We start from the raw sequence: 26,837 nt of genomic DNA, 5'->3' as shown, positions 1-26,837 counted from the left end.
TTCGGCAGGGCTTGCAGCCCTGCACCTGCTCAATGCAACGGCAACGGCCAAAGCCAGAGCCAGAGCGAGAGCGAGAGCGGCATTCCGTGGGATGGCGGGGCGGTGTGGGTGGGCAGGACACGCCGTAAACCCGTCCCTGGGGGCTCGATGGCGCCATCCATGGCGCCAACGGTCCTGCCCACCCACACCGCCCCACCTCTGACAGCTGGCCGGTGGCTGTTGGTGGGTGCCGACCGTTGGTCGGCACATCTGTCGGATATCGAATGAACTCATCCGTGCCGACCAACGGTCGGCACCCACCAAGGCCGTACGCCGTTCCGACAGATCGCGGAGGTCTGTCGAAGGCGGGGTGGGTCCGGTTGAGGGGGCGTGAGCCGCATGGATGCGGCGACCGAGCTTACATGGACGTACTTGCAGCGTCCCCCTCAACCGGACCCACCCCGCCATCCCACGGAAAGCCCGCTTTTGAATTTGACGTGGCTGTTGCCGTTGCTGTGGCTTGAAGCAGGTGCAGGGCGCAGCCCTGCCGAGCAACACCCCCTCGTGCACAATGGGGCCGACCCCGCCTGGACCCCGTCCTGATGTCGAGCAAGCCGTATTCAGAAGCCTGCGAGCGCAACCGCGAACCGATCGCCGCCGCACTCGACCCGTGGATGGGCGACCGTCATCGGCTGCTGGAAATCGGCAGCGGCACCGGCCAGCACGCGGCCTTCTTCGCCGAGCGCTGGCCGTGGCTGCGCTGGCAGCCCAGCGACCACCCGGACCACCTGCCCGGCATCGAGGCCTGGCGCGCGGAGGCGGCGCTGCTCAACCTGTTGCCGCCCGTGGCGCTGCAGGTGGAACTGCCGCCGGCACCGGGCCTGACCCTGCCCGAGGGCAGCACCTTCGATGCGGCGTTCACTGCCAATACCCTGCACATCATGGGCTGGGAGCACGTGCAGGCGTTGTTCGCCGCGCTGCCGCCGCTGCTGCGCCACGGCGCGCTGCTGGCGGTCTACGGCCCGTTCAACTACGGCGGCCGCTACACCAGCGACAGCAACGCGCAGTTCGATGCCTGGCTGAAGGCGCGTGACCCGCGCAGCGGCATCCGCGACGTGGAAGCTGTGCAGGCGCTGGCCGAGGACAACGGCTTCACCCGCCTGCGCGACGTGGCGATGCCGGCCAACAACCGCTTGCTGCTGTGGCGGTTGGGGTGATCAGGCCTCGGGGGCCATGCTGGAAAGGCGTGCTGCCGCAGCACGAAGTCCGTCGAAAATCGGTTCGGACACGGTTGAGGGGAAATCATCCGGGAGCTGACGGGTGACCTGCTGGATGGCGGGTTCGACGGCCGCGATCAATGTCTTGATCCATGGTTCTGCACCATCGGCAACGCCGCAGGCGCGCGCGGTTTCATTCCAGTGCCGCCGTTGCACAAGGTGCAGTTTCCGGTGGCGGTTCTTGCCATGTACGGCCATGGCGAGCTGTGCATTTCGTGGATCGAGTTGATTGGGTCCCCTGCCGAGGATGGGATATACCGACAGTACGTCGTAGACGGGCGTCAGGCGGAAGCGTCCACCGGCTTCCAGGTGAACACTGAAATTCTTGGCATGACCGTCGGTTGCGGCCAGCATCCAGAAAAGAATCTGCGTCTTGAAGAAGATCGCGCGATCCTCGGGGTGTTCGGACTGTCGAAGCAGATCCATGATCGGAACGATGCCCGGGCCGCCATCGGATTCATACTTTCTGGCAGCCGGCAGACCAAAGACCTGGCACATGTCTTCCTGTGGCAGTCGCAGCCACCACCGGCGGTCGACAGACAGGCGACGGTCAAACCGCTCGACAATGAGGGCACGTTGGTCGTCGAAGCGACCCATCTGCGTCTCGGCCACGGGGATATCAAAGGCGGAAAGCAGATGCATGCACAGCCATTCATTCTCCACGGACTGATGCATGTCTGCGCGCATGTTGCCAACGATGCCAAGCGGCAGCTTGAAGATGTGCGTGGACGGTGTGCTGCCGGTAGGAATGCACCATTGGCCAGCATGCAGCAGAAGACCGGTTTTTTCCTGCGCACCGGCGATGGAAATACGGAATGCGTCATCACGGCTGGGTGCGCCAGGCAGGTTCCCTGTCGTTACCTGACGCAGGATCGTAGCGACACCTGCTTCATCCAACACCTCGCACGTAATCTGCTGGACGTCTTCGGGTGGATACGCAGGCGGCAACAGCTGCACTGCGCCAACACAATCTCGTCCAATGGCTTCAAGAAGATCGAACGTATCGCTACCGCGCGTGGCAAACCGGTCGCGGATCCGGTTGCGTATGGTGACGTTATCGGGAAGAAGGTTATCGAAGTAGTCGTTGACGACGTTGCCCCGATGGCTCTCGCCATCTGGGAGCAGGGGTAGCGAGAGCGACAACGGCCGGGATTGGGGCGAGCTGATCCACTGGCTGACGTACGACAACCGGGATGACCCGTTCCGGACATCATCCCAACGTGCGACCTCCACACCATTCATCCAGACCCGCAGCGTACCCATGGTTCACCACTCCAATGACGACGTGTTCTCCTGGTGACTTCGTTGCTGAAGGCTGACCTCCAGACCCAGCACAGCCCAGACCCGCATCAGGCGTTCAAAGCTTGCCGACGCAGGGTCGCGTTCCAGCGCGCCCACTGCTTGGCGGCTGATCCCGAGTTGCTCCGCCAACTGAGCCTGGCTCAGGCCCGCCTGGCGCCGGAAAGCACGCATCAGGGGCGTAAGTTGTTGGGCTGTCCTCACTGTGTGCAGCGGCCTGTCCATACCGGCAGTCCCCAAGGAAAGATGACCGTACGACAACGCGTACGCAAAGGATAGGTTGCTTTACGACAAGCAACCTATCGCTTTCCCGTTGAGGAGGCAACCTTTCGGTTGCCATTTCACTATGCAATCTATAGGTTGCCTTTCCGTTGCGCCGCGCCGCTTCAAGCCACCTGCACGATGTGCAGCGCCTTCGGGTTGCGCCACTGCGCCAGCAGCGTGGCTTCGCGCGCCTTGGCCTGCGCGAAATGCGCTTCCTTGACGTGGCCGAAGCCGCGGATGTGCTCGGGGACGCTGGCAATCTCCACCGCCAGCGCCAGGCGGTCGTCATCCAGGCCATCCAGCAGCAGCTGCACGGTGGCTTCGTAGTCGCCGATCAGCTTGCGCTCCATGCGGCGCTCCTCGGTACGGCCGAACACATCAAAGCGGCCGCCGCGCAGGAACTTCAGCTTCGCCAGCAGGCCGAAGGCCTTGAACATCCACGGGCCGTATTCCTTCTTCAGCAACCGGCCCTGCTCGTCCTTCTTCGCGAACAGCGGCGGCGCCAGGTGGAAGCGCAGCTGGTAGTCGCCCTCGAACTGCTGTTGCAGGCGGCGCTGGAAGTCGCCGCTGGTGTACAGGCGCGCCACTTCGTACTCGTCCTTGTAGGCCATCAGCTTGAACAGGTAGCGGGCCACAGTCTCGGTCAGCGCGGTGGAACCGCCGATGCGATCGGCCTCGGTGGCGCGTACGCGTGCCACCAGATCACGGTAACGCTTGGCGTAGGCGGCATCCTGGTACTCGACCAGGAAGGCGGCACGGCGCTCGATCATTTCATCCAGCGAGCGCGACAGGCGCGCGTCGTCCAGCGGCAGGAAGGCGACGTCGCCGCCATGCGAGGGCAGGCCGCGCAGCTCGCGTTCGTCAGCGGTGTTGCGCGGTGCCGCAGTTGCACCCCATTCGTTGCCTTCCCACTCGCCCGGCGGCAGCGGATGCAGCGGGCCCGGGGTGGATTCGGTATCGGTGTGGCGGTTGCGCACCAGGCCGGCGGCCTGCTGCACGGCCTGCGGATCGACGGCGGCCAGGCGGCCCCAGGCGAATGCCTGCTGGTTCATCGCCACGGCCGCGCCATTCAACTCGATGGCGCGCATCAGCGATTCGAACGACAGCGGCACCAGGCCCTGCTGCCAGGCGTAGCCGAGGATGAACAGGTTGGCGGCGATGGCATCGCCCAGCAGCGCAGTGGCCAGCTGGGTAGCATCCAGCAGCAGCGGCTCCTGGCCGCCCAGGGCCACGCGCACACCGGCGACGATGTCGGCGGCGGGGAACTGCATGTCCGGGCGGGTGGTGAACGTGCCCGGCATCGCTTCGTAGGTGTTCAGCACCACCTGCGAACGTCCGGCGCGCACCTTCGACAGGGCCCAGTAGTCATTGACCACCACCATGTCGCAGCCCAGCACCAGGTCGGCCTCACCGGCGGCGATGCGCACGGCGTGGATGTCATCCGGGCGGCGGGCGATGCGGATGTGCGTGGTCACCGCGCCACCCTTCTGCGCCAGGCCGGTCTGGTCCAGCACGGTCGCACCCTTGCCTTCCAGGTGACCGGCCATGCCCAGCAGCGCGCCGATGGTCACCACACCGGTACCGCCGACGCCGGTGATCAGGATGTTCCAGGGCTGTTCCAGCGTGCCGCGGAGGGTCGGCGCCGGCAGGTTGTCCAGCAGGGTGGAGGCATCGCGCTTGCTGCCCTTGCGCGGCTGGCCACCGTGCACGGTGACGAAGCTCGGGCAGAAGCCATTCACGCAGGAATAGTCCTTGTTGCAGTTGGATTGGTCGATCTCGCGCTTGCGCCCGAACTCGGTTTCCTTCGGCAGCACCGATACGCAGAAGCTCTTCTTGCCGCAGTCGCCGCAGCCTTCGCAGACCAGTGAATTGATCAGCACGCGCTTCTGCGGGTCTTCCAGCTTGCCGCGCTTGCGGCGGCGGCGCTTCTCGGTGGCGCAGGTCTGTTCGTAGATCAGGATCGAAACACCCTTCACTTCGCGCAGGCGCTTCTGCACCTCCTCCAGCTCGCTGCGGTCATGGAACTCCACGTCGCTGGGGAAGTGTTCGCGCTGGCCGGTCCACTTGCCGATGTTGTCCGACAGCACCACGATGGTGTGGATGCCTTCGGCGCGCATCTGCCTGGCGATGTCGGGCACGCTCAGCGGGCCGTCCACCGGCTGGCCGCCGGTCATCGCCACCGCATCGTTGTAGAGGATCTTGTAGGTGATGTTGACGCCGGCGGCGACTGCCTGGCGGATCGCCAGCGAGCCGCTGTGGAAATAGGTGCCGTCACCCAGGTTCTGGAATACGTGCGGGGTGTCGGTGAACGGCGCCTGCCCGGCCCAGGTCACGCCTTCGCCGCCCATGTGGGTGAAGGTGTCGGTGCTGCGGTCCATCCAGGTCACCATGTAGTGGCAACCGATGCCGGCCAGCGCACGCGAACCTTCCGGCACCTGCGTGGAGGTGTTGTGCGGGCAGCCCGAGCAGTAGTGCGGCACGCGCGGGAAGCTGGCGCGCGGCAATGCAAGCTCGGCTTCCTTCTCCTGCATCCACTGCAGGCGCTGCTCGATCGACTCGTTGTTGAAGAACTTCTGGATGCGGCGGCCGATCACGCCGGCGATGGTGGCCGGGGTCAGTTCGCCGGTGGACGGCAGGATCCATTCGCCGCTCTCGTCGTACTTGCCGACGATGGACGGGCGCTGGCCCCAGCTGGCCGGCCAGTTGAAGAACTGTTCCTTCATCTGGCGCTCGATGAAGGCGCGCTTCTCCTCCACCACGATGATGTCTTCCAGACCCTGCGCGAAGCGGGCGATGCCCTGCGGCTCCAGCGGCCAGGTCATGCCGACCTTGTACACGCGGATGCCGATGTCAGCGCATGCGGCTTCATCCAGGCCCAGGTATTCCAGCGCCTGCAGCACATCCAGGTAGCTCTTGCCGGTGGTGACGATGCCCAGCCGCGCGCGCGGCGCATCCATCACCACCTTGTCGATGCCGTTGGCGCGGGCAAACGCCTGCGCGGCTTTCACCGCATAGCGGTGCAGGCGCATTTCCTGGTCCAGCGGCGGGTCCGGCCAGCGGATGTTGAGGCCAGCCGACGGCATCTCGAAATCTTCCGGCAGCACGATGCGGCGCGCCAGCGGATCGACCTCGACCGAGGCCGAGGATTCCACCGTCTCGGCAATGGTCTTGAAGCCCACCCAGCGGCCGGTATAGCGGCTCATCGCCCAGCCCAGCAGGCCCATGTCGAGGATGTCCTGCACGCCGGCCGGGTTCAGCACCGGCATCATCGCGCTGACGAACTCGTCCTCGCTGCCGTGCGGCAGGGTCGAGCTGCGGCAGGCATGGTCATCGGCAGCCAGTGCCAGCACGCCGCCGTAGCGCGAGGTGCCGGCGGCATTGGCATGCTTGAACACGTCGCCGCAACGGTCCACGCCGGGGCCCTTGCCGTACCACATGCCGAACACGCCCTGCACGTTGGCGCCGGGGAACAGGTTGGTCTGCTGGGTGCCCCACACCATGGTGGCGCCCAGGTCCTCGTTCAGGCCCGGGGTGAACTTCACCTTGGCTGCGTCCAGGTGCTTGCGCGCGCGCCACAGTTCCAGGTCGAAGCCGCCCAGCGGACTGCCACGGTAGCCACTGACGAAACCGGCGCTGTCGATGCCTTCGGCGGCATCGCGCAGGCGCTGCATCAGCGGCAGCCGTACCAGCGCCTGCACGCCACTCAGGTAGATCCGCCCCTCGTTGCGGCTGTACTTGTGGTCGAGCGTGTAATCACGGTCGATCAGGTCGGCGGAAGAGGGCGAAGTGAGTTGCGCGGTACTGGTCATGGCTGGCCCGGTAGGATCGGCTGGCACCGGCCGCGTGCGGGCACGCGGCGGGAAAGGCGCGAATTGTAGCAGCGGGGCCGTGGTGGTCCCGGCACTCGCGCCCGCGCCGCTGCTGGGGTTAGGATCGGAGGCGAGAGAGGGAGGCTGCGGTTGTGCAGCCTGGGGAGAAGGGATGTCAGTTCCAGGAAAGATCCTGGCCAGCGTGCTGCTGGCCTCGGGAGCGGCCACGGCGTGGGCCGCGCCGGCCATGCCGGCACCACAGGAGTTCTACTTCGACAGCGACCTGGCGGCGGCACCGATGGTGGCGATGCAGGGCGAGGGCGATGAGCTGGTCAGCCAGCTGGTGAGGCTGCGCGAGCGCGGCCGGCGCGCGGTGGAAGCCACCGTGCAGCTGGCTTCGTTGGCCAGCACCCAGGGCCGTGCCGAGCTGGCCGACCAGCTGTACGGCGAGGCTTTGAAGGAGGCGCCGGCACAGAGCAGCGCGGGCCGCAGCGTGCGCTGGAACTATGGCTGGGACCTGCTGCGCCAGGGCAAGCCGGAGGCAGCGCTGGAGCAATGGCTGTCATCGGCCGGCAATGCGCGCAGCAAGCCCAGCTGGGTGCCACCGACCTATGCGCTGGCGCTGTGGCGGATGGGGCAGAAACAGGAAGCGGTGCAGTGGTATGCCGCAGCGGTGCGCACCGAGCCGTCGCAATGGAGCGCCAGCGCCAACTACGCGCAGCTGCTGCCGCAATGGCGCGAGGACGAGCGTGCGTCGTTGGCCGAAGTGCAGCAGGCGTGGGTGGCCGCACCACCGGCCTGGCCCTGAGGAAGGGGGTCCGGCCGGGTTGCACCCGGCACCCGCAGAGGCAACAGCCGGAGCAACAGCGGGCAATCCGCGGGATGGCGGGGCGGTGTGGGTTGGCAGGACACGCCGTAAACCCGTCCCTGGGGGCTCGATGGCGCCATCCATGGCGCCAACGGTCCTGCCAACCCACACCGCCCCACCTCTGACGGTTCGACGCTGCTGTTGGTAGGTGTCGACCTTGGTCGACACGGTAGATCCACGCCATGCGTGGATGAATCTGCATCGGAATCGACTATTCGATATCTGATCGAAAGGCAGCCGAGCGTGGGCTCGGCTCTACAAAGAGCGGCCAGCCAAGCGCTTTTGCTTTTGCTTCTGCTTTTCTTCTTTCTTTTCCGTGGCGGACGCAGTCGGAAATTGTCAGAGGCCGGGCGGGGTGGGTTCGCGGGGGTGTCCGCGGCATGGATGCCGCGGCCAAGCCCCCATGGATGGGTTTACGGCGTCCCCCGCGAACCCACCCCGCCCGGCCAACCACGGCTGTTGCTTTGAGCGACCAACCACGAGGGGCTGCGCCGTTCGCGGGAAAACTCAATCGTCCGCGGACACCGTCCGCCCCGACGCCCACGCCCGCAGCGCCTCGACCTGCTCGGCCATCAGTACCGACAGCGGTCGCGTCGCACGGATCTCGTTCATCAGCAGCTCGGTATCCAGCGGCCGGCCCTCGGCATGCGCCGCATACAGCCCGGCCACGATCGCCTGCTCGATCTCGGCACCGGAGAACCCGTTGGCGGCAGCCGCCAGCGCGGGCAGTGCGAAGTCGTCGGCGTTGAGCTGGCGCCGGCCGAGGTGCAGCCGCAGCAGCTCCACGCGCACTTCAGGCGAGGGCAGGTCGACGAAGAAAATCTCGTCGAAACGGCCCTTGCGCAGCAGTTCGGCAGGCAGCTCATGTACCTGGTTGGCAGTGGCCACAATGAACACCGGTGCCTTGCGCTCGGCCATCCAGGTCAGCAGATGGCCGAGCACGCGGCGCGACACGCCGCCGTCTTCGCCACCGCTGGCCAGGCCCTTCTCGATTTCGTCCATCCACAGCACGCAGGGCGCCAGCTGCTCGGCCGAGGCCAGGGCCTGGCGCAGGTTGGCCTCGGTCTCGCCGTGGTACTTGTTGTACAGCGCGCCGACGTCCAGGCGCAGCAGCGGCACACCAAAGCCGGCAGCGGTGGCCTTGGCCAGCATCGATTTGCCGCAGCCCTGTACGCCCAGCAGCAACATGCCGCGCGGCGGGTCCAGCCCGGCCGGTGCCGAGCCAGCGATGAACGCCACACGCCGCTGGTTGATCCAGCGCTTGAGCCGGTTGGCGCCGGCCACGTCGCCGAAGCGCGCGCTGTCATGCTCGAAGAACAGGTGGCCGCTGCGGTTGAGCAGCTCGAACTTCAGCCGTGCCAGCTGCGGCAGGTCGTCATCGCGCAGCGCGCCATCGGCGTAGATCAGCTGGCGCGCGATGCGCCGGGCATCGACCAGGCTCAGCCCCTGCAGATTCTTCAGGATCTTCTTGACCGCTTCGCTGTCCACTTCCACCCGGCGGCCGCCATGCTCGCGGGCGTAGGCATCGGCCTCTTCGCGCAGCATCTTCAGCAGGGCGTTGGCGTCGGGCAGGCGCGGGTTGAAGCGTACCGCCAGCGCTTCCAGCTCGGCCGGCAGTTCGACCTTGGCGCCGATCAGAACCAGCACGTGCGGTTCGCTGTGGCGGCGCTGGATCAGGTCGCGCAGGGCGCGCTGGTGGCTGGCATAGCCCAGGTAGGGGTGGAAATCGAGGAGCAGGTAGACCCCGCGCTGCTCGGCCTGGCGGATTATCTGCAGGGCCGCGCTGGCATCGGGCGGCCCGACCGGTGGATCTTCGCTGTCCAGGTCGATGCGGCGCAGGCCTTCGGTGATCGACCAGCGGTGCAGCGCCCGCCACACGTGCATCAGCGTCTGCCGGAACAGATCGACGATGCGGCCCTCGTCCTGGGTCTCGATCACGATCAGGGGGGTGTTGGCGCGGATCAGTGCGCTCAGGTCCTGCAGCTCGCTCATGCCGGTTCGATCCTTCGGGGGCGCCACGATAGCAAAGGCGATGGCCACAGGTTCAGCGCAGTGCTACCTCCCGTCACCACCGCTGGTGTACGCTCGGGGCACGTACCCGGAAGCGAGGCTGGCATGAAGACGATCCTGGTGGCCGGTTCCAAGGGCGGGGTGGGCAAGACCACCGTCGCCACCCACCTGGCCGCGTACGCGGCATTGCAGGGCAAGGCCACGGTGATCGCCGATGCCGACCCGCAGGGCTCCAGCACCCGCTGGGCGCAACGGCGTGCCGGGCTGGAGAGCGCGGTGCTTCCCATTGATGTGTATCGGAAGAAGCAGTGGGCACAGAAGCTGCCCGACGGCACCGAAACCGTCATCATCGATGCACCGGCCGGTGCGTTGGCCGACGATATCCCCCATTTCCTTGACGCTGCCGACGCGGTGGTGGTGCCGGTGTTGCCCTCGGCGCTGGACATCGAAGCCATCGTCGGCTTCCTCAACAGCCTGGCCCAGAACCCGCGGGTGCACAGCCGCAAGCTGCCGGTCGGGCTGGTCCTGAACCGCACCAAGCCCTGGACCCAGACTTCGCAGCAGGCGTTGCAGATGCTGGCCGAATGGCCGTACCCGGTGGTCGCGCAGCTGCGTGACAGCCAGAGCTACGTGGTCATGACCGGCCTCGGCCGCAGCCTGTTCGACTACCGCTCGGCCCAGGTGCGCGAGCATCAGGCCGACTGGGAGCCGCTGCTGTCCTGGCTCAAGCTTTGATCCCTGCGTCACTCTTTCTGCTGCATCCTCTTCTTCATGGAAACCCGCGATGCGTGAATTGATCCTGCTGCGCCATGCCCATGCCGAACCGGCTACCCCCGGCCAGGCCGACCTCGACCGGCCGTTGTCGCCGGTGGGGCTGGCTGAAGCCGAAGCCGCCGGCAAGTGGCTGAAGGAAAACAACCTGCTGCCGGACTGCGTGCTGTGTTCACCGGCGCGGCGTACCCGCGAAACCCTGGAAGCCGTGCTCGGCACCATCGGTTACGTGGAAAAGCGCCTGGAAGACCGCATCTACGAAGCCACTCCCGGCACCCTGGCGGCATTGGTGGACGACCGCCGTGATCTCGACCGGGTGCTGATCGTCGGCCACAACCCGGGCCTGGAGCGGCTGGTGGCGTTGATGACCGAGGGCACCAGCAGCGACTACCGCGGCATGCCGCCGGCGGGGATCGCCGTGCTCGGCTTCCCGCGTGAGGCCTCGATCGAGCCGGGCGTGGCCAGCCTGAACGCATTCTGGTGGCCGTGATCCGATGAGCCTGGCGCGGCGCAGCCGCTATCTGCTGCCCGCGCTGCTGGCACTTGGCCCGGCCTGGGCCGCCGTGCCCACGCCGACCACCCTGCCACCGGTGGTCGCCGAGGCGCACAGGGTCATGCGCCTGGATACCCAGCGTTCGCAGATCGGCTTCGAGGTGCGCACCCGCTTCGGGCAGCGTATCGAAGGCCTGTTCCCGCACTTCGAGGGGCGCATCGAGATCCTCTCCGACGGCCGCCACCAGGTGCACCTGAAGATGTTCACGCGCTCGGTCGAGATTCCCGGCAAATCACGCTACACCGGCTGGATGCGCGGCGAGGAGTTCTTCGATGCCGGCCGCCATCCGGTGGTCGAGTTCGACTCGCTGCCGTACTGGCCGGAAACCGTGGAGAGCGGTGGCGACATCAATGGCCGGCTGACCCTGCGCGGGATCAGCCACCCCGAGACACTGAAGGTCGAGAAGGCGGAGTGTGCCCGACCCGGCTATGATTGCGACGTCGTCAGCCGCGGTACCGTGCAGCGAGGCCGGTACGGCATGGACAGCTGGCAGCTTGCCTTGAGTGACCGAGTGACTTTCGTATTGCGTGCGCGCCTGAGCGAGGCGCCGAAACCGTGAACCTCCTGCTGCGTGTACTGGCGCTGGCAACCGTGTTGCTGGGCAGTGGTTGTGCATCGCTGTCGAATGCCGAGCGTGACCGCGCCGAGGCAATCGCCGTGCAGGCACGTTCGACCGTGGTGGATTGCCAGCGTCCCGACCGCTGTGCACAGGACTCGCCGCTGCGTGCGCTGGCCGGCCGGGCGTTCACCGAATCCACCCCGGAACGACCGCGCCACTACGCCACCCTGCTCGATGAGGGCGAGGGCGCCCTGGTGGCGCGCCTGAACCTGCTGCGCAGTGCCACCCGCAGCATCGACCTGCAGACCTACATCTTCGACAAGGACGACAGCGCCCGCCTGGTCATCGACGAACTGCTGGCCGCATCGCGCCGCGGGGTGAAGGTACGGCTGCTGATCGACCAGCTCTCGGCGATCTCCGACCTGCAGATCCTCGGCGCCCTGTCCGGTGCCCACCAGAATTTCCAGCTTCGGGTCTACAACCCGACCTTCGGCAAGGCCCGGCTGAACTACTTCGACTATGCCGGCAGCGTGCTGTGCTGCTTCCGCCGCTTCAACCAGCGCATGCACAACAAGCTGCTGGTGATCGACGATGCGATCGGCGTGGTCGGTGGCCGCAACTACCAGGACGATTATTACGACTGGGACCGTGAGTACAACTTCCGCGACCGCGATGTGCTGATCGCCGGCCCCGAAGCACGTGCGATGGCGGCCAACTTCGACGCGTTCTGGCGCGCCCACCGCAGCGTGCCGGCCGAGCGCCTCAACGACGTGGGCCGCACCCTGCTGCGCGAAGGCGTGCCAACGCTGCCACCGGCCACCTTCCGGCGCCCGGAACGGGTACAGCGGGTCAGCGCCGAAGCCAACGACACCGAGTTCGTCACCCGTTCCTTCGTGGATACCGCGCTACCGGTGGCATCGGTGCGCTACGTGGCCGACCTGCCACGCAAGCATCGCCGCGAGAAGGCCGATGCCCCGCTGGCCGGCCAGCATGTGACCGAGCCACAGCTGGATGCGCTGATCGCCAGTGCGCAGAAGGAAGTGATCCTGCAGACGCCGTACCTGGTGTTGTCCAAGCCGGCGCAGAAGCTGTTCCGTGAACTGCGCAAGCGCCCGCAGCCACCCCGCGTGGTGGTGTCCAGCAACAGCCTGGCGGCGACCGACAACCCGATCGTGTATGCGCTGTCGTACAAGTACAAGCGGCGCAACATGCGCGAACTGGGCTTCAACATCTTCGAATACAAGCCGTTCCCGCTGGATGCGCCGGTCGACTACCGCAACCTGCTGCCGGACCCGATCGCCGCGCCCGGGGGGGAAGACGAGGGCGACCGCAATCCGCTGATCGGCGGCAGTGCCGCCGGCAGCAACGCACGCAGTGGCAGCAGCAGTGGTTCGGATGCTGGCAGCAAGCAGGGCCCGTTGAACCATCGCCACAGCGATGGTGCCTACGACAACGCACGCGCACGCCGTCGCGCCGCCGGCAGCGAGGTGGAAACGCGCCTGTTGCGCACCGAGACGCGGCCGTCGTTCCTGGGCAGCAAGGCGGTCAACAAGCCGTTGCCGGTCACCCGCAAGGGCGCGCGCATGGGCCTGCATGCCAAGTCGCTGGTGGTCGACCGCCGCATCGGCGTGGTCGGCACCCACAACTTCGATCCGCGCAGCGAGAACTACAACACCGAAGGCGCGGTGATCATCGATGACCCTGTTTTTGCCGAGGAACTGGCGCAGAGCATCCTGCGTGATACCCACCCGCAGAACTCCTGGACGGTGGCGCCACGGGCCAAGCCACCGGTGCTGTCGGGGCTGAACTACAGCGTCGGCAAGGCCTCCGAAGCGCTGCCCATCCTTGATTTCTGGCCGTGGCGCTACGCCACCGACTACGAGTTCAAGCCCGGCCCCGAGTGCCCGCGGCCGCTGCCACGGCAGGATCCTGATTTCCATCGCTGCTACGTCGCCGTCGGCGACTTCCCCGAAGTCAACGTCGGCCCGAAGTGGCTGCTGGTGCGCATGCTGACAGCATTCGGCGCCGGTCTCGTTCCCATCCTCTGAAGGTACCCGCATGACCCAGGTGTTCCGCGAAGCCGTTTCCATCGAGCAGCTCAACGCGCTCAGCCGCGACACGGCGATTGAATCCCTGGGCATCGTCTTCAGCGCCGCCGGCGAGGACTGGCTGCAGGCCACCATGCCGGTGGATGAGCGCACCCGCCAGCCCTACGGCATCCTGCATGGTGGTGCCTCGGTGGTGCTGGCCGAGACCCTGGGCAGCAGCGCCGGCAACCTGTGCGTGGATACCGGCAAGCAGATCTGCGTGGGCCTGGAGATCAACGCCAACCACGTGCGCGCCGTGCGCTCGGGCACGGTCACCGGCACCGCCCGCGCGCTGCACGTCGGCCGCAGCACCCAGCTGTGGGAGATCCGCATCGAGGACGAGCAGGGCCGCCTGGTATGCATCTCGCGGCTGACCCTGGCGGTGGTGGCTGCCGGCCACGGCTGAGCTCCGCGGGGCTCGTTGACGGCGGCGGAACCCAGCGTTCCCCGCCGATTGCCCCGGTCGATGGCTGTTATGGCCTAAATCGGCTGGCAGCGATGACGGCCCTCCGGTATCGTGCGCGGATGACTTCCCCCACTCCGGCCCCCCGTGGCGGCGTGGCGCGTGTGTGCCGTTACCTGTACCGCGTACCGCTGCTGTTGGTCCACATCATCGTGTTCCTGCCGCTCATCCTGATCGGCATGCTTCCGCCGTGGGGCGAGCTGCGCGTGGGCGAGGCGACCTTCGGCGCCAAGGTGGTCAACTGGTGGCAGGGTGGGCTGATGTGGATCTTCGGCTTCCGCCTGACGCAGATCGGCGCGCCACTGCCCGGTGCCGTGCTGTTCGTGGCCAACCATGTCAGCTGGGTCGATATCTGCATCCTGCACAGCCAGCGCATGATGGGCTTCGTCGCCAAGCGCGAGATCGCCAGCTGGCCGCTGGTGGGTTGGCTTGCCGCGCGCGGCCAGACCATCTTCCACCAGCGAGGCAACACCGAATCGCTCGGTGGCGTGATGCAGGTGATGGCCGACCGCCTGCGCGAGGGCAAGGCCGTGGGCGTGTTCCCGGAGGGGCGGACCCGCGGCGGTCACGAAGTGGGCCCGTTCCACGCCCGCATCTTCCAGGCTGCGGTCGAGACCGGCGTGCCGGTGCAGCCGGTGGCACTGGTATACGGGGTGAAGGGCGGCGCGCAGACCATCGTCGCGTTCGGCCCGAACGAAAGCTTCTTCGCCAATTTCCTGCGCCTGCTCGGCGAGCCGGCGCGACGTGCGGAAGTGCACTTCCTGGCACCGATCGGTGCACAGGACCTGGAAGGCCGTCGGCGCATCGCGGAAACCTCGCGCGCGCGCATCGTGGCGGCCATGAGCACCGGGTGAGGCTGCGGTGGCCCTGATCCCGCCACCTGTCCTGGACGCCGGTACGCCGACGCTGCATGCGGCTGACTACCAGCCACCGCGCTGGCTGCGCAATCCCCACCTGCAGTCGATGCTCAGCTCCAGTCGCATGCGCCTCCAGCGTGGCCTGCTGCTGCTGGCCGCCACCGGTGCGGTCAGCGAGGAGCTGATCCTGGATGGCGGCGATGGCGTTCGCCTGCAGGGCTGGCACAGCCATGTCGAAGGCCGGGAGCCAAAGGGCATCGCGCTGCTGCTGCATGGCTGGGAAGGCAGTGCCGAATCCAGCTACATGCGGATGGCGGCCGCGCGCATGCTGGAACAGGGCTTCGACGTGGTGCGACTGAACTTCCGCGACCACGGCAACACCCATCACCTCAACCCCGGCATCTTCCACTCCAACCTGATCGACGAAGTGGTGCACGCCGCGGGTGACGTCGCCCAGCGCTGGCCGCAGCTGCCGCTGGTGGCCGCCGGCTACTCGCTGGGCGGCAACTTCGTGCTGCGCCTGGCCCTGCGTGCACCGGCCGCCGGCGTGCCGCTGCAGCGCGTGGCCTCGGTGTGCCCGGTGCTGGACCCGGCGCTGACCATGGAAAGCATCGAGAACGGACCGGCGATGTACGACTGGTACTTCCGCCGCAAGTGGGCCGGTTCGCTGCGCCGCAAGCGCGACCTGTTCCCCGAGCTGAGCGACTGCGACGACCGCGTGCTGAAGCTGGACATCCGCGCGCTGACCGCCTGGCTGGTCGAGCGCCACACCAGCTTCGGTTCGCTGCAGGCCTATTTCGACGGCTACTCGATTGCCGGCGATCGCCTGTCGACCCTGCAGGTACCGGCCGACATCCTGATGGCGCAGGATGACCCGGTGATCCCATATGCCACCTTCAACAACTGGCAGCTGCCGCGCCAGGCGCACCTGGAAACCGCCTGCTGGGGCGGCCACTGCGGTTTCATCGAGAACTGGCGTGGCGACGGTTTCTCCGAGCGCTGGGTGGCGCAGCGCCTGCGGCGGGTTCTGCGGGCCTGAACCGGCGGCAGCGCGCAGCCCGCTACAATGCGGGTTTGCACTTGAACCGGACTGCCATGCAAGACCAGATCATCCAAGCGTTGCGCCAGAACCAGGCCGACCAGGCCGTGCAGCTGGCCCAGGCGTGGACCCATGACGAACCCGGCCAGGCCAACGCCCACCGCTGGCTGGCGCTTGCGCTGCAGCAGCAGGGCAACGCCGAGGAGGCGATGGAGGCCCTGCAGCAGGCGCTGCGGCTGGCCCCGGACGACGCCCAGCTGCACCTGCAGCATGCCGGCCTGCTGCTGGCACTGCGCCAGTTCGAGGGTGCCGACGAAGCACTGGTGCGCACCACCGGCCTCGATCCGAACTCGTTCTCCGCCTATCTGATGCAGGCGCACCTGGCGATCGGCCGCAATGACTTCGACGAAGCGCAGCGCATCTCGACCCTGGCCGCGCGCGTGGAGCCGGACCATCCGGAGCTGCTGACCATCGACGGCATGGTTGCACTGCGCCGCGGTGATGCCGACCGCGCACTGGCGCTGCTGTCGGCTGCCAGCAAGGCACTGCCGGACGATACCCGCGTGCTGTACGCGCTGGGCTTCGCCTACCTGGGCAAGGACATGCTGGCGTTTGCAGAGCAGTCGTTCCGCCGCGTGCTGGAACTCAATCCGTCGCTGTCCTCGCTGCACGGCCTGGTGGTGCAGCTGGCACTGCGCCAGGGCAACGTGCCGGCCGCCGCCGAAGCGATGCAGGTGGCGCTGCAGCAGCCAGAGATGGACGTACCGTCGATGCGCCGCCTGGCGGGTGAACTGTCGCTGCGCAATGGCCAGCCGCTGCAGGCCCTGGACTACCTGCTGCCGCTGCTGGAGACGCAGCCGGAAGACCGCCAGGTGCTGCAGCTGCTGCTGATGTCATGGCAGCGCCTGGGGCGAGAGGATGAAGCACGTGCACGCCTGGATGCGGTACTGGATGCCAATGACCAGCTGCACGACGTGTGGCTGGCACGCCTGGCCATCGAGCAGGTGGGCAGCGAAAGCGCCGTGACCGCGGTCGAGCGCTGGATGGCGGCGATGCCCGCGCATCTGCCGGCCCTGGAGGCGCGCCTGCGCCTGCATGACATGGTCGGCGAACACGCTCAGGCCGAAGCGATCGCCGAACGCATCGTCAGCCTGGAACCGGGCCGCGTCAGCGGCGAGACCCGCCTGGTCGAAGGCCTGCTGCAGCGCGATCCCGCCGCCGCCGTGGCCCGCGTGCAGGCGCTGATCGAGCTGGCGCCGGAAGACCATCGTGCCGACCTGCGGACGTGGATGGGCGAGATCCAGGACCGCGCCGGGCAGCCGCAGGACGCGCTGCGCACGTGGCTGTCGCTGCAGGCCGACCAGGCGTCGCAGCGCTTGCCACTGCCGCCGCAGGCCAAGTCCCCGCCGAGCTGGCCGGACAAGGGCAGCATCGACGGCGATGCCAGCTCCGCGCCGATCTTCCTCTGGGGCGCGCCGGGTTCGGGCGTGGAGCGCGTGGCAACCGGCCTGGCTGCTGCCAGCCCGGTGCTGCGCAGCGACCGCTACACCAACACGCCGCCCGATGACGCGTTCCAGAACTACAACACGCTGCAGGACCTGGCCTCGGGCGTGCTGACGCCGGAGCGGCTGGTGCAGCGCTGGCGTGAACAGCTGCCGGCACGTGGCCTGCAGAGCGACACCGTGATCGACTGGCTGCTGTGGTGGGATAACGCGCTGCTGTGGGCGCTGCGCCCGCAGCTGCCACAGGGCCGCCTGGTGCTGGTGCTGCGCGACCCGCGCGACATGCTGCTGGACTGGGTGGCCTACGGTGCCGCCGCGCCGCTGGCGATGACGTCGTTGGCCGAAGCCAGTGAATGGCTGACCCGCGCGCTGAACCAGATCGCCACGCTGCATGAGGACGACCTGTACCCGCACGTGCTGCTGCGCATCGACCAGATCGGCAATGATCCGCAGGCGATGGCCGAACTGCTGGGTCGCCTGTTCGAGCGGCCGATGCCGCCGGCGGCACAGCTGGGAGCCCCGCGCCTGCCTGCCGGTCATTGGCGCAACTACCGCGACGTGATGAGCGCCGCCTTCGCCCAGCTCACCCCGGTTGCGGTGCGCCTGGGTTACCCGGAAGAGTGAGGAGAGTCCGATGCAGTTGACCAGCCACAGCCTGACCAACGGCGCACCGATTGATCGTGAGTTCGCCGCGGGCGACGCAAGCGGTTTCGCCCCGGACCGCAACCCGCACCTGGCCTGGAGCGGGGCGCCGGCCGGCACCCGTTCGTTCCTGCTGGTGTGCGTGGACCCGGACGTACCGACCGTGCCGGAGACGGTTGGCCGCAGCGACATGAGCGTGCCGCGCGACCAGCCGCGCTGCGATTTCGTGCATTGGGTGATGGCCGATATCCCGGCCACGGTGCAGGAGATCGCCGCTGGCAGCTGCAGCGACGGCTTCGTGGTGAAGGGCAAGCCCGCACCCGCCGGCCCGGCCGGCAGCCGCCAGGGTCTGAACGACTTCACCGGCTGGTTCGCGGGCAACCCGGACATGGCCGGTGATTACCTGGGCTATGACGGCCCGTATCCGCCGTTCAACGACGAGCGCATGCACCGCTATTTCTTCCGGGTATTCGCGCTGGACGTGGCGTCACTGGACCTGCCGCAGCGCTTCACCGCCGCCGATGCGTACCGCGCCATGCACGGCCACGTGCTGGCCGAAGCCGCACTGCACGGCACCTACACGTTGAACCCGGCGCTGGGCTGAGCAGCACACCGGGTAGAGCCGGCCGCTGGCCGGCTGCTGCAGGCAATGGCGGCAACACAGGGAAGATGCCGGCCAGCGGCCGGCTCTACCTTCCATCCGCTTGCAGCGCCACCGGTTCGAACACCGCGATGTCGCCCTGCGCATTGCGCAGCACCAGCACGCCGTGGTCATCCAACGCAAGCGTCGGCGCCGAATGTCCACCGCGCATCAGCATTCCCGCGCGTTCCTGCTGCATGGTCATGCCCTGATCGATGCACTGGGCCGTGGTCTGCACGCCGTTGCGCAGGATCAGCAGGTTGCCCTGCAGCCGGTACTCGTTGCTGACGTGGTTGCAGAGGTTCAATTCGCTCATGTAACCGGGCTGGAAGCGCAGCGTATAGGGCGCGTGGCCGCGGACGAACAAGGCATCGATGCGCCGGCCCTGCGCATCTGTGGCGCGCGCCAGTTGCCACAGGCGTGTTTCGAGCCGATCGGTACCGGGCGTGCTGGCAGCGGCCACATCCGCGGACATGGCCAGCAGCGCAGCAATGATGAGGACGGGGACGTGCTTCATGCCAATCTCCCGATGCATCCGGGTAGTGCCGGCCGCTGGCCGGCAACATCCGTGTGTTGGCGGTGCCCCGCAGGGCAGCCGGCCAGCGGCCGGCTCTACCGACCATGAAGAAGGGCGGCCTCTCGGCCGCCCTTCCATCGTTTTATTTCTTCTCGATGGCCGACTCGACCACCATGTCCAGCACGTACGCCTGCGACGGCGCATCGGCCGGCGGGTTCTTCACCTCGTAGCGCTTCACGCGCACCACGTTGCGCACGCCGTCTTCGTGGGTGTAGCCCTCGATGTTGCCGTAGAAGTTCTCGAACTTGCCCGGCTCACCCTGCTTCAGGCCCTTGTCGTCGAACTTCACCTCACGCACCTGCAGGCACTGGTAGTCCGGGATCAGCGGGTGCGAGCACTTCTCGGTTTTGGCGGCCACTTCCAGGAACACGGTTTCGCCGGCGCCGCCGTAGCGGGTTTCAGCGGTCGGTTCCGGGTTGAAGACCAGCTTGTCGCCCTCGGCGTTGGTCAAGGTCAGCTTGCCGTCGGCGTCCTGCTCGGCCTTCAGCTCGCCCTGCAGGCGGCTCGACACGGCCTCGTCCAGCGCCATCAGCGCCTTGTCGGTGCAGGCCATCATGGTCGAGGCCATCGCACTGACCGTCAGCTTGCCGTCGGCCAGGGTGTAGCCGCCACCCATGTGGTTGCAGGCGTTGCTGACCGACAGGCGGCCATCAGCGAAGTCCAGGGTGACCGGCTTGTCTTCGCGGGCGAACAGCGCGTCGATGCGCTTGCCGTCGGCGGCGGTGGCCTGCTGCAGCAGCCAGTGCTGGCTCTGCAGGCGCTGCGCGTCCAGGTGCGCCAGCGTCTGCTGGTCTGCTGCCTTGGCCGCGGCCGGGGCCACGTCGTCGCCACCGGTGCCGGCCGGGGCCGGGGTCTGGCTGCAGGCGGCCATCAGGGCCAGCGGGAGGAGCAGGGTGAGCTTGCGGTTCATGGTGATTCTCCTTGGGGAACCGTGGGGGAAACGGGGTGGGGCCGGCAACGGGGTTACCGTGCCCCGGCGCTGTTCAGCTGCCGGACGGCAACCACAGCAGCAGTGCTGCGCCCAGCGCGATGCGGTAGATGGCGAAGGCCGTGAACCTGTGCGACTTGATGTAGCCCATCAGCCACTTCACTACGACGAAGCCGGTGACGGCCGCGGCAAGGAAGGCCACGCCCACGTCGGTCCAGTCTTCGCTGCCCAGCTGCCCGGCCCTGGCCATCTCCAGGAAGGTGTAGGCGCTGGCGGCGAACATGGTGGGAATGCCGACCAGGAACACGAACTCGGCGGCGGCCGCGCGGCGGCTCAGGCCCAGCAGCATGGCCAGGAAGATCGCCGAGGCCGAGCGCGAGGTGCCGGGGAACACACCGGCCACCACCTGCGCCAGGCCGACGCCGATCGCCACCGTCCAGGTCACCTGGTCGCGGTCGGGCAGGCGCGCGGTATAGGCCTCCACCAGCAGCATCCAGACGCCACCGATGATCAGCGCCCAGGCCACCGGGCTGACCGTCTCCGGCAGCGACCAGCCGGCCTTGCGCACCACCAGGCCGACCACGGCAGTGACCAGGAAGGCGGCGCCCAGCTTGAACACGTACTCGCGGTTCTCACGCTGGTTGAAGCCGGTGGCCAGCTGCAGCAGGCGCTGGCGGAACACCAGCACCACCGCCACGATCGCACCGGCCTGGATGACGATGTTGAAGAAGTCCGAACGGGCGCCCAGCCAGTGCTGGGCGATGAGCAGGTGGCCGGTGCTGGAGATCGGCAGGAATTCGGTCAAGCCTTCGAGGATGCCCAGCAGCAGGGCGGAGAGCAGGTCGGACATGGACGGTGCGGGCACGCGCGGCAGGAAGGAAGAAGGTCGAGAGGATAGACGATCCCTGCTGCACCAAACGGGTGCGTCTGGTGCCGGGTGCACCCGTTTGGTGCGCGCCGTTCTGCACCGCCACGGAGCGCCCTTTTTGAAATCAATGACTTGCGGCCAGCGAAAAGTTGGCACGGTCGTTGCTGTACCTCAGCAGGCATTCATCCCCATCCGAGGTCGTACCGATGTCCGTGGAAAACGTTGAGAAGCTGATCAAGGACAACCAGATCGAGTTCGTCGACCTGCGCTTTGTCGACATGCGTGGCGTCGAGCAGCATGTGACCTTCCCGGTCAGCATCGTCGAGCCGTCGTTGTTCGAAGAAGGCAAGATGTTCGATGGCAGCTCGATCGCCGGCTGGAAGGGCATCGCCGAATCGGACATGGTGCTGCTGCCGGATACCGCCAGCGCCTACGTCGACCCGTTCTACGCCGATCCGACCATCGTGATCAGCTGCGACATCCTCGATCCGGCCACCATGCAGCCGTACGGCCGCTGCCCGCGCGGCATCGCCAAGCGTGCCGAGGCCTACCTGAAGTCCTCCGGCATCGCCGAAACCGCGTTCTTCGGCCCGGAGCCGGAATTCTTCATCTTCGACTCGGTCCGCTTCGCCAATGAAATGGGCCACACCTTCTTCCAGGTCGACTCGGAAGAAGCGGCGTGGAACAGCGGCGCCAAGTACGACGGCGCCAACAGCGGTTACCGTCCGGGCGTGAAGGGCGGCTACTTCCCCGTCCCGCCGACCGACACCCTGCACGACCTGCGCGCCGAGATGTGCAAGACCCTGGAACAGGTCGGCATCGAAGTGGAAGTGCAGCATCATGAAGTGGCCACCGCCGGCCAGTGCGAGATCGGCACCAAGTTCAGCACCCTGGTGCAGAAGGCCGACGAACTGCTGCGCATGAAGTACGTGATCAAGAACGTCGCGCACCGCAACGGCAAGACTGTCACCTTCATGCCCAAGCCGATCGTCGGCGACAACGGCAGCGGCATGCACGTGCACCAGTCGCTGTCCAAGGGCGGCACCAACCTGTTCTCCGGTGACGGCTACGGCGGCCTGAGCCAGCTGGCGCTGTGGTACATCGGCGGCATCTTCAAGCATGCCAAGGCCATCAATGCCTTCGCCAACTCGGGCACCAACAGCTACAAGCGCCTGGTGCCGGGCTACGAAGCGCCGGTGATGCTGGCCTATTCGGCCCGCAACCGCTCGGCCTCGTGCCGCATTCCGTGGGTGTCCAACCCGAAGGCACGCCGCATTGAAATGCGCTTCCCGGACCCGATCCAGTCCGGCTACCTGACCTTCACCGCGCTGATGATGGCCGGCCTGGACGGCATCAAGAACCAGATCGACCCGGGCGCACCGAGCGACAAGGACCTGTACGACCTGCCGCCGGAAGAAGAGAAGCTGATCCCGCAGGTCTGCTCCTCGCTGGACCAGGCCCTGGAAGCGCTGGACAAGGACCGCGAGTTCCTGAAGGCCGGCGGCGTGATGAGCGATGACTTCATCGACGGCTACATCGCGCTGAAGATGCAGGAAGTGACCAAGTTCCGCGCGGCCACCCACCCGCTGGAGTACCAGCTGTACTACGCGAGCTGACCGGATGCGATGGCGGTGGGCTTCCCCCTCCCACCCGCCGCCATCGCTTCCGTTTTCGCGGCTGGGGAGCCGCGGTCAGATCGGGGTCGGTCCCGTTCGTCTACGAATGGGCTCTGACCCCTGATCCAGGGGCAAGAGAAAGACCGGATACGCGACCAGGGCCGCCCTCCCTCCCGCGTCGGTCGTGCAAGGAGAGAGGCACGGCCGTCCCGGCCCTGTACGTGTCCGGTGCAACTGCCACGGCCATCACCGTGATGGCCGCTGGTTGCCTGATGCCAACGCGCGCTGGCGCGCTGGCCCCATCCACCCTCGGGACATGCGCATGAAACTGATCTCCGCCATCATCCGGCCGTTCAAGCTCGACGAGGTCCGCGAGGCCCTGTCCGACGCGGGCGTGTCGGGCATCACCGTGACCGAAGTGAAAGGCTTCGGCCGCCAGAAGGGCCACACCGAGCTGTATCGCGGCGCCGAGTACGTCGTCGACTTCCTGCCCAAGATCAAGATCGAAACCGTGGTCACCGACGAGCGTGCCGATGCGGTGATCGAAGCGATCCAATCGTCGGCAGGCACCGGCAAGATCGGTGACGGCAAGATCTTCGTCACCGCCGTCGAACAGGTCATCCGCATCCGTACCGGCGAAATCGGTGCCGACGCGCTGTAACCCCCTTCCGGAGACTCCCCCATGAAGATGCGCCTTCTCACCGGGTGGCAAGCCCGGTTCCATATCGTGTGCCTGTTGATGCTGCTCAGCGCGCTGGCTGCCGGTGCCTGGCCGGGCAATGCCCACGCCCAGGCGCAGGTGTCGCCACTGCCGAGCGAAAGCGTGGCCGTTGAACCGCTGCAGGACCCTGCAGCTGCAGCTGCTGCACCGGCCGTGGCCGAAGCGGCCGCCGCCTATGATCATGGCGACGTGGCCTGGATGCTCACCTCCACCCTGCTGGTGCTGTTGATGGTGGTGCCGGGCCTGGCCCTGTTCTACGGCGGGCTGGTGCGCTCGAAGAACGTGCTGTCGGTGCTCAGCCAGATCCTGGTGGTGTTCTCGCTGGTGCTGCTGCTGTGGGTGGCCTACGGCTACAGCGCGGTGTTCAGTGCAGGCAACCCGTTCTTCGGCTCGTTCACCGAGTTCGCCTTCCTCAAGGGCTTCACCCCCGAGTCGGTGGGCAACACGCCGATCAAGGGACTGCCGGACTATCTGTTCGTCGCCTTCCAGTCGACCTTTGCCGGCATCACCACCGCGCTGATCGTTGGTGCTTTCGCCGAACGCATCAAGTTCCGCGCGGTGCTGCTGTTCTCGGCGCTGTGGTTCACCCTCAGCTACATCCCGATGGCGCACATCGTCTGGGGTGGCGGCTACCTGGGTGAGCTGGGTGCCATCGACTTCGCCGGCGGTACCGTGGTGCACATCAACGCAGGCGTTGCAGGCCTGGTTGCCGCGTGGTTCGTCGGCAAGCGCCTGGGCTATGGCCAGACCGCGCTGAAGCCGCACAACGTGCCGTTTACCTATATCGGCGCAATGCTGCTGTGGGTGGGCTGGTTCGGCTTCAACGCCGGCTCGGCGGCGGCGGCCGATACCGTGGCCTCGCTGGCCTTCCTCAACACCGTGCTGGCCACTGCCGCGGCCGTACTCGGCTGGACGCTGGTGGAAGCAATCAGCAAGGGCAAGCCGTCGGCACTGGGCGCGGCCTCGGGCGCGGTGGCCGGCCTGGTCGGCATCACCCCGGCCTGCGGCACCGTCGGCCCACTCGGCGCGATCATCATCGGCTTCGTCGCCGGCGTGGTCTGCGTCTGGGGCGTGACCGGCCTCAAGCGCCTGCTGAAGGTGGACGACACTGCCGACGTGTTCGGTGTGCATGGTGTCGGCGGCATCGTCGGCGCGATTCTCACCGGTGTGTTCAGTGCACAGTCGCTGGGTGGTACCAAGGCCGGTCTGGATATCGCCCACCAGGTGTGGGTGCAGGTGGTCAGCGTCGGCCTCACCGTGGTGTGGTCGGCGGTGGTGACCACGCTGATCCTGCTGGTGGTGCGCAGCGTGGTCGGCCTGCGCGTGACCGAGGAAGCCGAACGCACCGGTCTGGATGTCACCTCGCATGGTGAATCGGCTTACGAGGCCTGACCGGTTTCACGGTTTCAAGGGCGCCCCGCCACTGCTGCGCTGCACGCAGTGGCGGGCGTCAGGTACAGGTTTTCCTTGTGCCACCGGCATCAGTCGACGCACTGGCGGTGCTCTGCTGGTTCCAGTGTAGATCCAGGGCGCTGCCCGCTGGCGGAATGCCCTCCGTCGGACATCACACTTTGCCTTGAAGGCTTGCGCCAGCGCGGTTCTCTGGCGCTTTTTCCTGCCACACGATTCCCTTACAGTGCTGCCTCTTCCAGCCGCATCTTCGTCGGTCTGGCAGTCATCAGCAGGGAAAAGCATCGTGGAACAAGGACGTAAAGTACGCAGCCGGGTGTTGCAGTGGCGGTTGTCCGTGGGCGTGGCATTGGCCATCACTGGCCTCCAGGCGCCGGCATGGGCACAGACGGTGTCACCGGAGCAGGAACTGCTCCGGCAGCAGGAGCGCGAGCGCGCGCTGCGTGAGCAGCAGGAGTCCACGCCGGATGTCCGCCTGCAGCCGGCTACCGAAGACCTCGGCCACCTGCCGGTGGAAGAGTCCCCCTGCTTCACCATCAACACCATCGCGCTGCAGGGGGATCTAGCGGACCGCTTCCGCTGGGCGCTGGCGGCCGCCGATCCGCGCAGCGACCCCGCCACCGGGCGCTGCCTGGGTACCGCCGGCGTGGACATCGTGATGAAGCGCGTGCAGAACGCGATCATCGAGCGCGGCTACGTCACCACCCGCATCCTGGCCGCACCGCAGGACCTGAAGACCGGCATCCTGACGCTCACGGTCGTGCCGGGCCGCGTCAATGCCATCCGCTTTGCCGACGGCGCAGGCCGCACCCCCGCCCTCTGGAATGCGGTGCGGGTGGCACGCGGCGAAGTACTGAACCTGCGTGACATCGAACAGGCGCTGGAAAACCTGCAGCGCGTGCCGACCGCGCAGGTGGACATCCAGATCGCGCCCCCGGCCGATGGCGCGGCGGCCAAGCCGGGCGAGAGCGATCTGGTGATCAGCTGGCAGCAGGCGCGCCTGGTACGGGTCAACCTGACCCTGGACGATGCCGGCAGCCAGTCCACCGGCAAGATGCAGGCCGGCACCACGGTGTCGGTGGACAACGCGGCCGGCCTCAGCGATCTGTTCTACATCAACGTGGGCAAATCGGTGTTCAACGGCAGCGAGCGTGGCACCGACAGCTGGGCAGTGCATTACAGCGTGCCGCTGGGCGGATGGCTGCTGGGCGCCAACGCCAGCAACTTCGACTATGAGCAGACCGTTGCCGGCGCATTCGAGAACTACGTCTACAGTGGCTCCAGCCGCAACGCCGAGCTGCGCCTGACGCGCATGCTGTTCCGCAACGCGCGCGCCAAGACCAGCATGTACGCGCGCGGCTGGTACCGCGAATCGGACAACTTCATCAACGATACCGAGATCGAAGTGCAGCGCCGCCGCATGGCGGGCTGGGAACTGGGCCTGGGCCACCGGCACTTCATCGGCAAGGCGACGCTGGATGTGAACCTGGCGTACCGCAAGGGCACCGGTGCCTTCAACGCGCTGCGCGCACCAGAAGAGGCCTTTGGCGAAGGCACGGCGCATGGCCGCATCTACACCGCCGATGCGCAGCTGGTCGTGCCGATGCAGTGGGGCCGCCAGAGCCTGCGCTACACCGGCAGCTGGCGTGCGCAGTGGAACCGCTCACCGCTGGTACCGCAGGATCGGTTCTCGATCGGTGGCCGCTACACCGTGCGTGGCTTCGATGGCGAAATGTCGCTGACCGGCGAGCGCGGCTGGCTGCTGCGCAATGAAGTGGGCGTACCCCTGGGCAGTGGCGTGGAGGCCTACGTCGCGGTCGATCACGGCCGCGTCGGCGGCCCGTCCACGGCCCGGTTGCTCGGCGACCGGCTCACCGGTACCGCGCTCGGCCTTCGCGGCGGCACCCGCCACATCAACTGGGATGCCTTCGTCGGCAGTCCGTTGTCCAGGCCGCGCGGCTTCCAGACCGCCTACACCACGTTCGGAATGAACATGGGCGTCTCGTTCTGACGCCTGCGCATGGCCGGCCTGCGCTGCCTGCAGCGCGGCCAACACGATGCGGTACCGCGCAGCCCGCCGCGCACACCACCCAACAGC

The 26,837-nt window shown here is 67.2% G+C and carries 22 protein-coding genes; 15 read left to right on the top strand and 7 right to left on the bottom strand.

Annotated elements, in window-relative coordinates:
* The first annotated feature begins 581 nt into the window (after nucleotides 1-581).
* Nucleotides 582-1,196 (top strand): DUF938 domain-containing protein, encoded by a 615-nt coding sequence (locus EZ304_RS20145; protein WP_099552529.1) that lies wholly within the window; start codon nucleotides 582-584, stop codon nucleotides 1,194-1,196.
* Here the strand turns inward: EZ304_RS20145 and EZ304_RS20140 are convergent, their stop codons facing one another.
* The 3 genes from EZ304_RS20140 to EZ304_RS20130 form a co-directional block, all read right to left on the bottom strand.
* The gene (locus tag EZ304_RS20140) at nucleotides 1,197-2,519 is read right to left on the bottom strand and encodes a type II toxin-antitoxin system HipA family toxin (RefSeq protein ID WP_142807967.1); all 1,323 of its coding nucleotides are present in this window, start codon (nucleotides 2,517-2,519) and stop codon (nucleotides 1,197-1,199) included.
* A 3-nt stretch (nucleotides 2,520-2,522) separates the two neighbouring features.
* On the bottom strand, nucleotides 2,523-2,729 hold the full coding sequence (locus EZ304_RS20135) for a helix-turn-helix transcriptional regulator (protein WP_239503844.1): 207 nt from the start codon (nucleotides 2,727-2,729) through the stop codon (nucleotides 2,523-2,525).
* 212 nt (nucleotides 2,730-2,941) lie between these two features.
* The gene (locus EZ304_RS20130) at nucleotides 2,942-6,628 is read right to left on the bottom strand and encodes an indolepyruvate ferredoxin oxidoreductase family protein (protein ID WP_142807966.1); all 3,687 of its coding nucleotides are present in this window, start codon (nucleotides 6,626-6,628) and stop codon (nucleotides 2,942-2,944) included.
* Between the two features lie 172 nt (nucleotides 6,629-6,800).
* Between EZ304_RS20130 and EZ304_RS20125 the strand changes: the two genes are divergently transcribed.
* Nucleotides 6,801-7,436, top strand: a complete 636-nt coding sequence (locus EZ304_RS20125; RefSeq protein WP_099552526.1) for a tetratricopeptide repeat protein — start codon at nucleotides 6,801-6,803, stop codon at nucleotides 7,434-7,436.
* 567 nt (nucleotides 7,437-8,003) lie between these two features.
* Here EZ304_RS20125 and EZ304_RS20120 read toward each other — a convergent pair.
* Nucleotides 8,004-9,488 carry an AAA family ATPase gene (locus EZ304_RS20120; protein ID WP_142807965.1) on the bottom strand — a complete coding sequence of 495 codons (1,485 nt, stop codon included), beginning with the start codon at nucleotides 9,486-9,488 and terminating at the stop codon, nucleotides 8,004-8,006.
* Nucleotides 9,489-9,611: 123 nt separating this feature from the next.
* On the opposite strand from EZ304_RS20120, the gene EZ304_RS20115 reads away from it, so the two are divergent.
* The 9 genes from EZ304_RS20115 (at nucleotide 9,612) to EZ304_RS20075 (ending at nucleotide 18,583) form a co-directional block, all read left to right on the top strand.
* Nucleotides 9,612-10,241: a ParA family protein gene (locus tag EZ304_RS20115; protein ID WP_049446080.1), complete on the top strand. Its 630-nt coding sequence runs from the start codon at nucleotides 9,612-9,614 to the stop codon at nucleotides 10,239-10,241.
* Between the two features lie 49 nt (nucleotides 10,242-10,290).
* Nucleotides 10,291-10,767, top strand: coding sequence for a SixA phosphatase family protein (locus EZ304_RS20110; RefSeq protein WP_005407539.1), 477 nt, complete (start codon nucleotides 10,291-10,293; stop codon nucleotides 10,765-10,767).
* Nucleotides 10,768-10,771: 4 nt separating this feature from the next.
* A complete protein-coding gene (locus EZ304_RS20105; protein ID WP_099552524.1) occupies nucleotides 10,772-11,389 on the top strand; it encodes a YceI family protein in 618 nt (205 codons plus the stop codon).
* The gene (locus tag EZ304_RS20100; RefSeq protein WP_099552523.1) at nucleotides 11,386-13,437 is read left to right on the top strand and encodes a phospholipase D family protein; all 2,052 of its coding nucleotides are present in this window, start codon (nucleotides 11,386-11,388) and stop codon (nucleotides 13,435-13,437) included. Before EZ304_RS20105 ends, EZ304_RS20100 begins: the two co-directional genes overlap by 4 nt.
* Before the next feature lie 10 nt (nucleotides 13,438-13,447).
* Nucleotides 13,448-13,882 (top strand): hotdog fold thioesterase, encoded by a 435-nt coding sequence (locus EZ304_RS20095; RefSeq protein ID WP_099552522.1) that lies wholly within the window; start codon nucleotides 13,448-13,450, stop codon nucleotides 13,880-13,882.
* Nucleotides 13,883-14,001: 119 nt separating this feature from the next.
* Nucleotides 14,002-14,793 carry a lysophospholipid acyltransferase family protein gene (locus EZ304_RS20090; RefSeq protein WP_142807964.1) on the top strand — a complete coding sequence of 264 codons (792 nt, stop codon included), beginning with the start codon at nucleotides 14,002-14,004 and terminating at the stop codon, nucleotides 14,791-14,793.
* 52 nt (nucleotides 14,794-14,845) lie between these two features.
* Nucleotides 14,846-15,835: a YheT family hydrolase gene (locus tag EZ304_RS20085; RefSeq protein WP_185959259.1), complete on the top strand. Its 990-nt coding sequence runs from the start codon at nucleotides 14,846-14,848 to the stop codon at nucleotides 15,833-15,835.
* 56 nt (nucleotides 15,836-15,891) lie between these two features.
* Nucleotides 15,892-17,961, top strand: a complete 2,070-nt coding sequence (locus EZ304_RS20080) for a tetratricopeptide repeat protein (RefSeq protein WP_099552519.1) — start codon at nucleotides 15,892-15,894, stop codon at nucleotides 17,959-17,961.
* 10 nt (nucleotides 17,962-17,971) lie between these two features.
* Nucleotides 17,972-18,583, top strand: a complete 612-nt coding sequence (locus EZ304_RS20075; protein WP_099552518.1) for a YbhB/YbcL family Raf kinase inhibitor-like protein — start codon at nucleotides 17,972-17,974, stop codon at nucleotides 18,581-18,583.
* An 85-nt stretch (nucleotides 18,584-18,668) separates the two neighbouring features.
* Here the strand turns inward: EZ304_RS20075 and EZ304_RS20070 are convergent, their stop codons facing one another.
* The 3 genes from EZ304_RS20070 to EZ304_RS20060 all read right to left on the bottom strand — a co-directional run bounded on the left by EZ304_RS20070 (nucleotide 18,669) and on the right by EZ304_RS20060 (nucleotide 20,974).
* Nucleotides 18,669-19,136: an META domain-containing protein gene (locus tag EZ304_RS20070; RefSeq protein WP_142807962.1), complete on the bottom strand. Its 468-nt coding sequence runs from the start codon at nucleotides 19,134-19,136 to the stop codon at nucleotides 18,669-18,671.
* Between the two features lie 142 nt (nucleotides 19,137-19,278).
* Nucleotides 19,279-20,106 (bottom strand): META and DUF4377 domain-containing protein, encoded by an 828-nt coding sequence (locus tag EZ304_RS20065; RefSeq protein WP_142807961.1) that lies wholly within the window; start codon nucleotides 20,104-20,106, stop codon nucleotides 19,279-19,281.
* Nucleotides 20,107-20,179: 73 nt separating this feature from the next.
* Complete coding sequence (locus EZ304_RS20060) at nucleotides 20,180-20,974, bottom strand: undecaprenyl-diphosphate phosphatase (protein WP_099551611.1); 795 nt, start codon at nucleotides 20,972-20,974, stop codon at nucleotides 20,180-20,182.
* A gap of 224 nt (nucleotides 20,975-21,198) precedes the next feature.
* Here EZ304_RS20060 and glnA point away from each other — a divergent pair, with 224 nt between their 5' ends.
* From glnA to EZ304_RS20040, 4 genes are all read left to right on the top strand, one after another.
* Entirely contained in the window at nucleotides 21,199-22,608 is a 1,410-nt protein-coding gene (gene glnA / locus EZ304_RS20055) for a type I glutamate--ammonia ligase (RefSeq protein WP_004153533.1), read from the top strand.
* 322 nt (nucleotides 22,609-22,930) lie between these two features.
* On the top strand, nucleotides 22,931-23,269 hold the full coding sequence (locus tag EZ304_RS20050) for a P-II family nitrogen regulator (protein ID WP_004134334.1): 339 nt from the start codon (nucleotides 22,931-22,933) through the stop codon (nucleotides 23,267-23,269).
* Nucleotides 23,270-23,290: 21 nt separating this feature from the next.
* A complete protein-coding gene (locus tag EZ304_RS20045) occupies nucleotides 23,291-24,721 on the top strand; it encodes an ammonium transporter (RefSeq protein ID WP_099551610.1) in 1,431 nt (476 codons plus the stop codon).
* Nucleotides 24,722-25,025: 304 nt separating this feature from the next.
* On the top strand, nucleotides 25,026-26,750 hold the full coding sequence (locus tag EZ304_RS20040) for a ShlB/FhaC/HecB family hemolysin secretion/activation protein (protein WP_142807960.1): 1,725 nt from the start codon (nucleotides 25,026-25,028) through the stop codon (nucleotides 26,748-26,750).
* The last annotated feature ends 87 nt before the right edge of the window (nucleotides 26,751-26,837 follow it).

The organism is Stenotrophomonas maltophilia (genome assembly GCF_006974125.1).
In the GTDB taxonomy this organism is placed as follows: Bacteria; Pseudomonadota; Gammaproteobacteria; order Xanthomonadales; family Xanthomonadaceae; genus Stenotrophomonas; species Stenotrophomonas maltophilia_O.
This window is presented reverse-complemented; position numbering and strand designations above follow the sequence as displayed.

Bases quoted from the DNA above. Each gene is read 5' to 3' on its own strand.
- EZ304_RS20080 (WP_099552519.1), top strand. From the start codon at position 15,892: ATGCAAGACCAGATCATCCAAGCGTTGCGCCAGAACCAGGCCGACCAG.
- EZ304_RS20090 (WP_142807964.1), top strand. From the start codon at position 14,002: ATGACTTCCCCCACTCCGGCCCCCCGTGGCGGCGTGGCGCGTGTGTGC.
- EZ304_RS20145 (WP_099552529.1), top strand. From the start codon at position 582: ATGTCGAGCAAGCCGTATTCAGAAGCCTGCGAGCGCAACCGCGAACCG.
- EZ304_RS20120 (WP_142807965.1), bottom strand. From the start codon at position 9,488: ATGAGCGAGCTGCAGGACCTGAGCGCACTGATCCGCGCCAACACCCCC.
- EZ304_RS20095 (WP_099552522.1), top strand. From the start codon at position 13,448: ATGACCCAGGTGTTCCGCGAAGCCGTTTCCATCGAGCAGCTCAACGCG.
- EZ304_RS20135 (WP_239503844.1), bottom strand. From the start codon at position 2,729: ATGCGTGCTTTCCGGCGCCAGGCGGGCCTGAGCCAGGCTCAGTTGGCG.
- EZ304_RS20065 (WP_142807961.1), bottom strand. From the start codon at position 20,106: ATGAACCGCAAGCTCACCCTGCTCCTCCCGCTGGCCCTGATGGCCGCC.
- EZ304_RS20050 (WP_004134334.1), top strand. From the start codon at position 22,931: ATGAAACTGATCTCCGCCATCATCCGGCCGTTCAAGCTCGACGAGGTC.
- glnA (WP_004153533.1), top strand. From the start codon at position 21,199: ATGTCCGTGGAAAACGTTGAGAAGCTGATCAAGGACAACCAGATCGAG.
- EZ304_RS20110 (WP_005407539.1), top strand. From the start codon at position 10,291: ATGCGTGAATTGATCCTGCTGCGCCATGCCCATGCCGAACCGGCTACC.
- EZ304_RS20115 (WP_049446080.1), top strand. From the start codon at position 9,612: ATGAAGACGATCCTGGTGGCCGGTTCCAAGGGCGGGGTGGGCAAGACC.
- EZ304_RS20140 (WP_142807967.1), bottom strand. From the start codon at position 2,519: ATGGGTACGCTGCGGGTCTGGATGAATGGTGTGGAGGTCGCACGTTGG.
- EZ304_RS20125 (WP_099552526.1), top strand. From the start codon at position 6,801: ATGTCAGTTCCAGGAAAGATCCTGGCCAGCGTGCTGCTGGCCTCGGGA.
- EZ304_RS20075 (WP_099552518.1), top strand. From the start codon at position 17,972: ATGCAGTTGACCAGCCACAGCCTGACCAACGGCGCACCGATTGATCGT.
- EZ304_RS20070 (WP_142807962.1), bottom strand. From the start codon at position 19,136: ATGAAGCACGTCCCCGTCCTCATCATTGCTGCGCTGCTGGCCATGTCC.
- EZ304_RS20105 (WP_099552524.1), top strand. From the start codon at position 10,772: ATGAGCCTGGCGCGGCGCAGCCGCTATCTGCTGCCCGCGCTGCTGGCA.
- EZ304_RS20130 (WP_142807966.1), bottom strand. From the start codon at position 6,628: ATGACCAGTACCGCGCAACTCACTTCGCCCTCTTCCGCCGACCTGATC.
- EZ304_RS20060 (WP_099551611.1), bottom strand. From the start codon at position 20,974: ATGTCCGACCTGCTCTCCGCCCTGCTGCTGGGCATCCTCGAAGGCTTG.
- EZ304_RS20045 (WP_099551610.1), top strand. From the start codon at position 23,291: ATGAAGATGCGCCTTCTCACCGGGTGGCAAGCCCGGTTCCATATCGTG.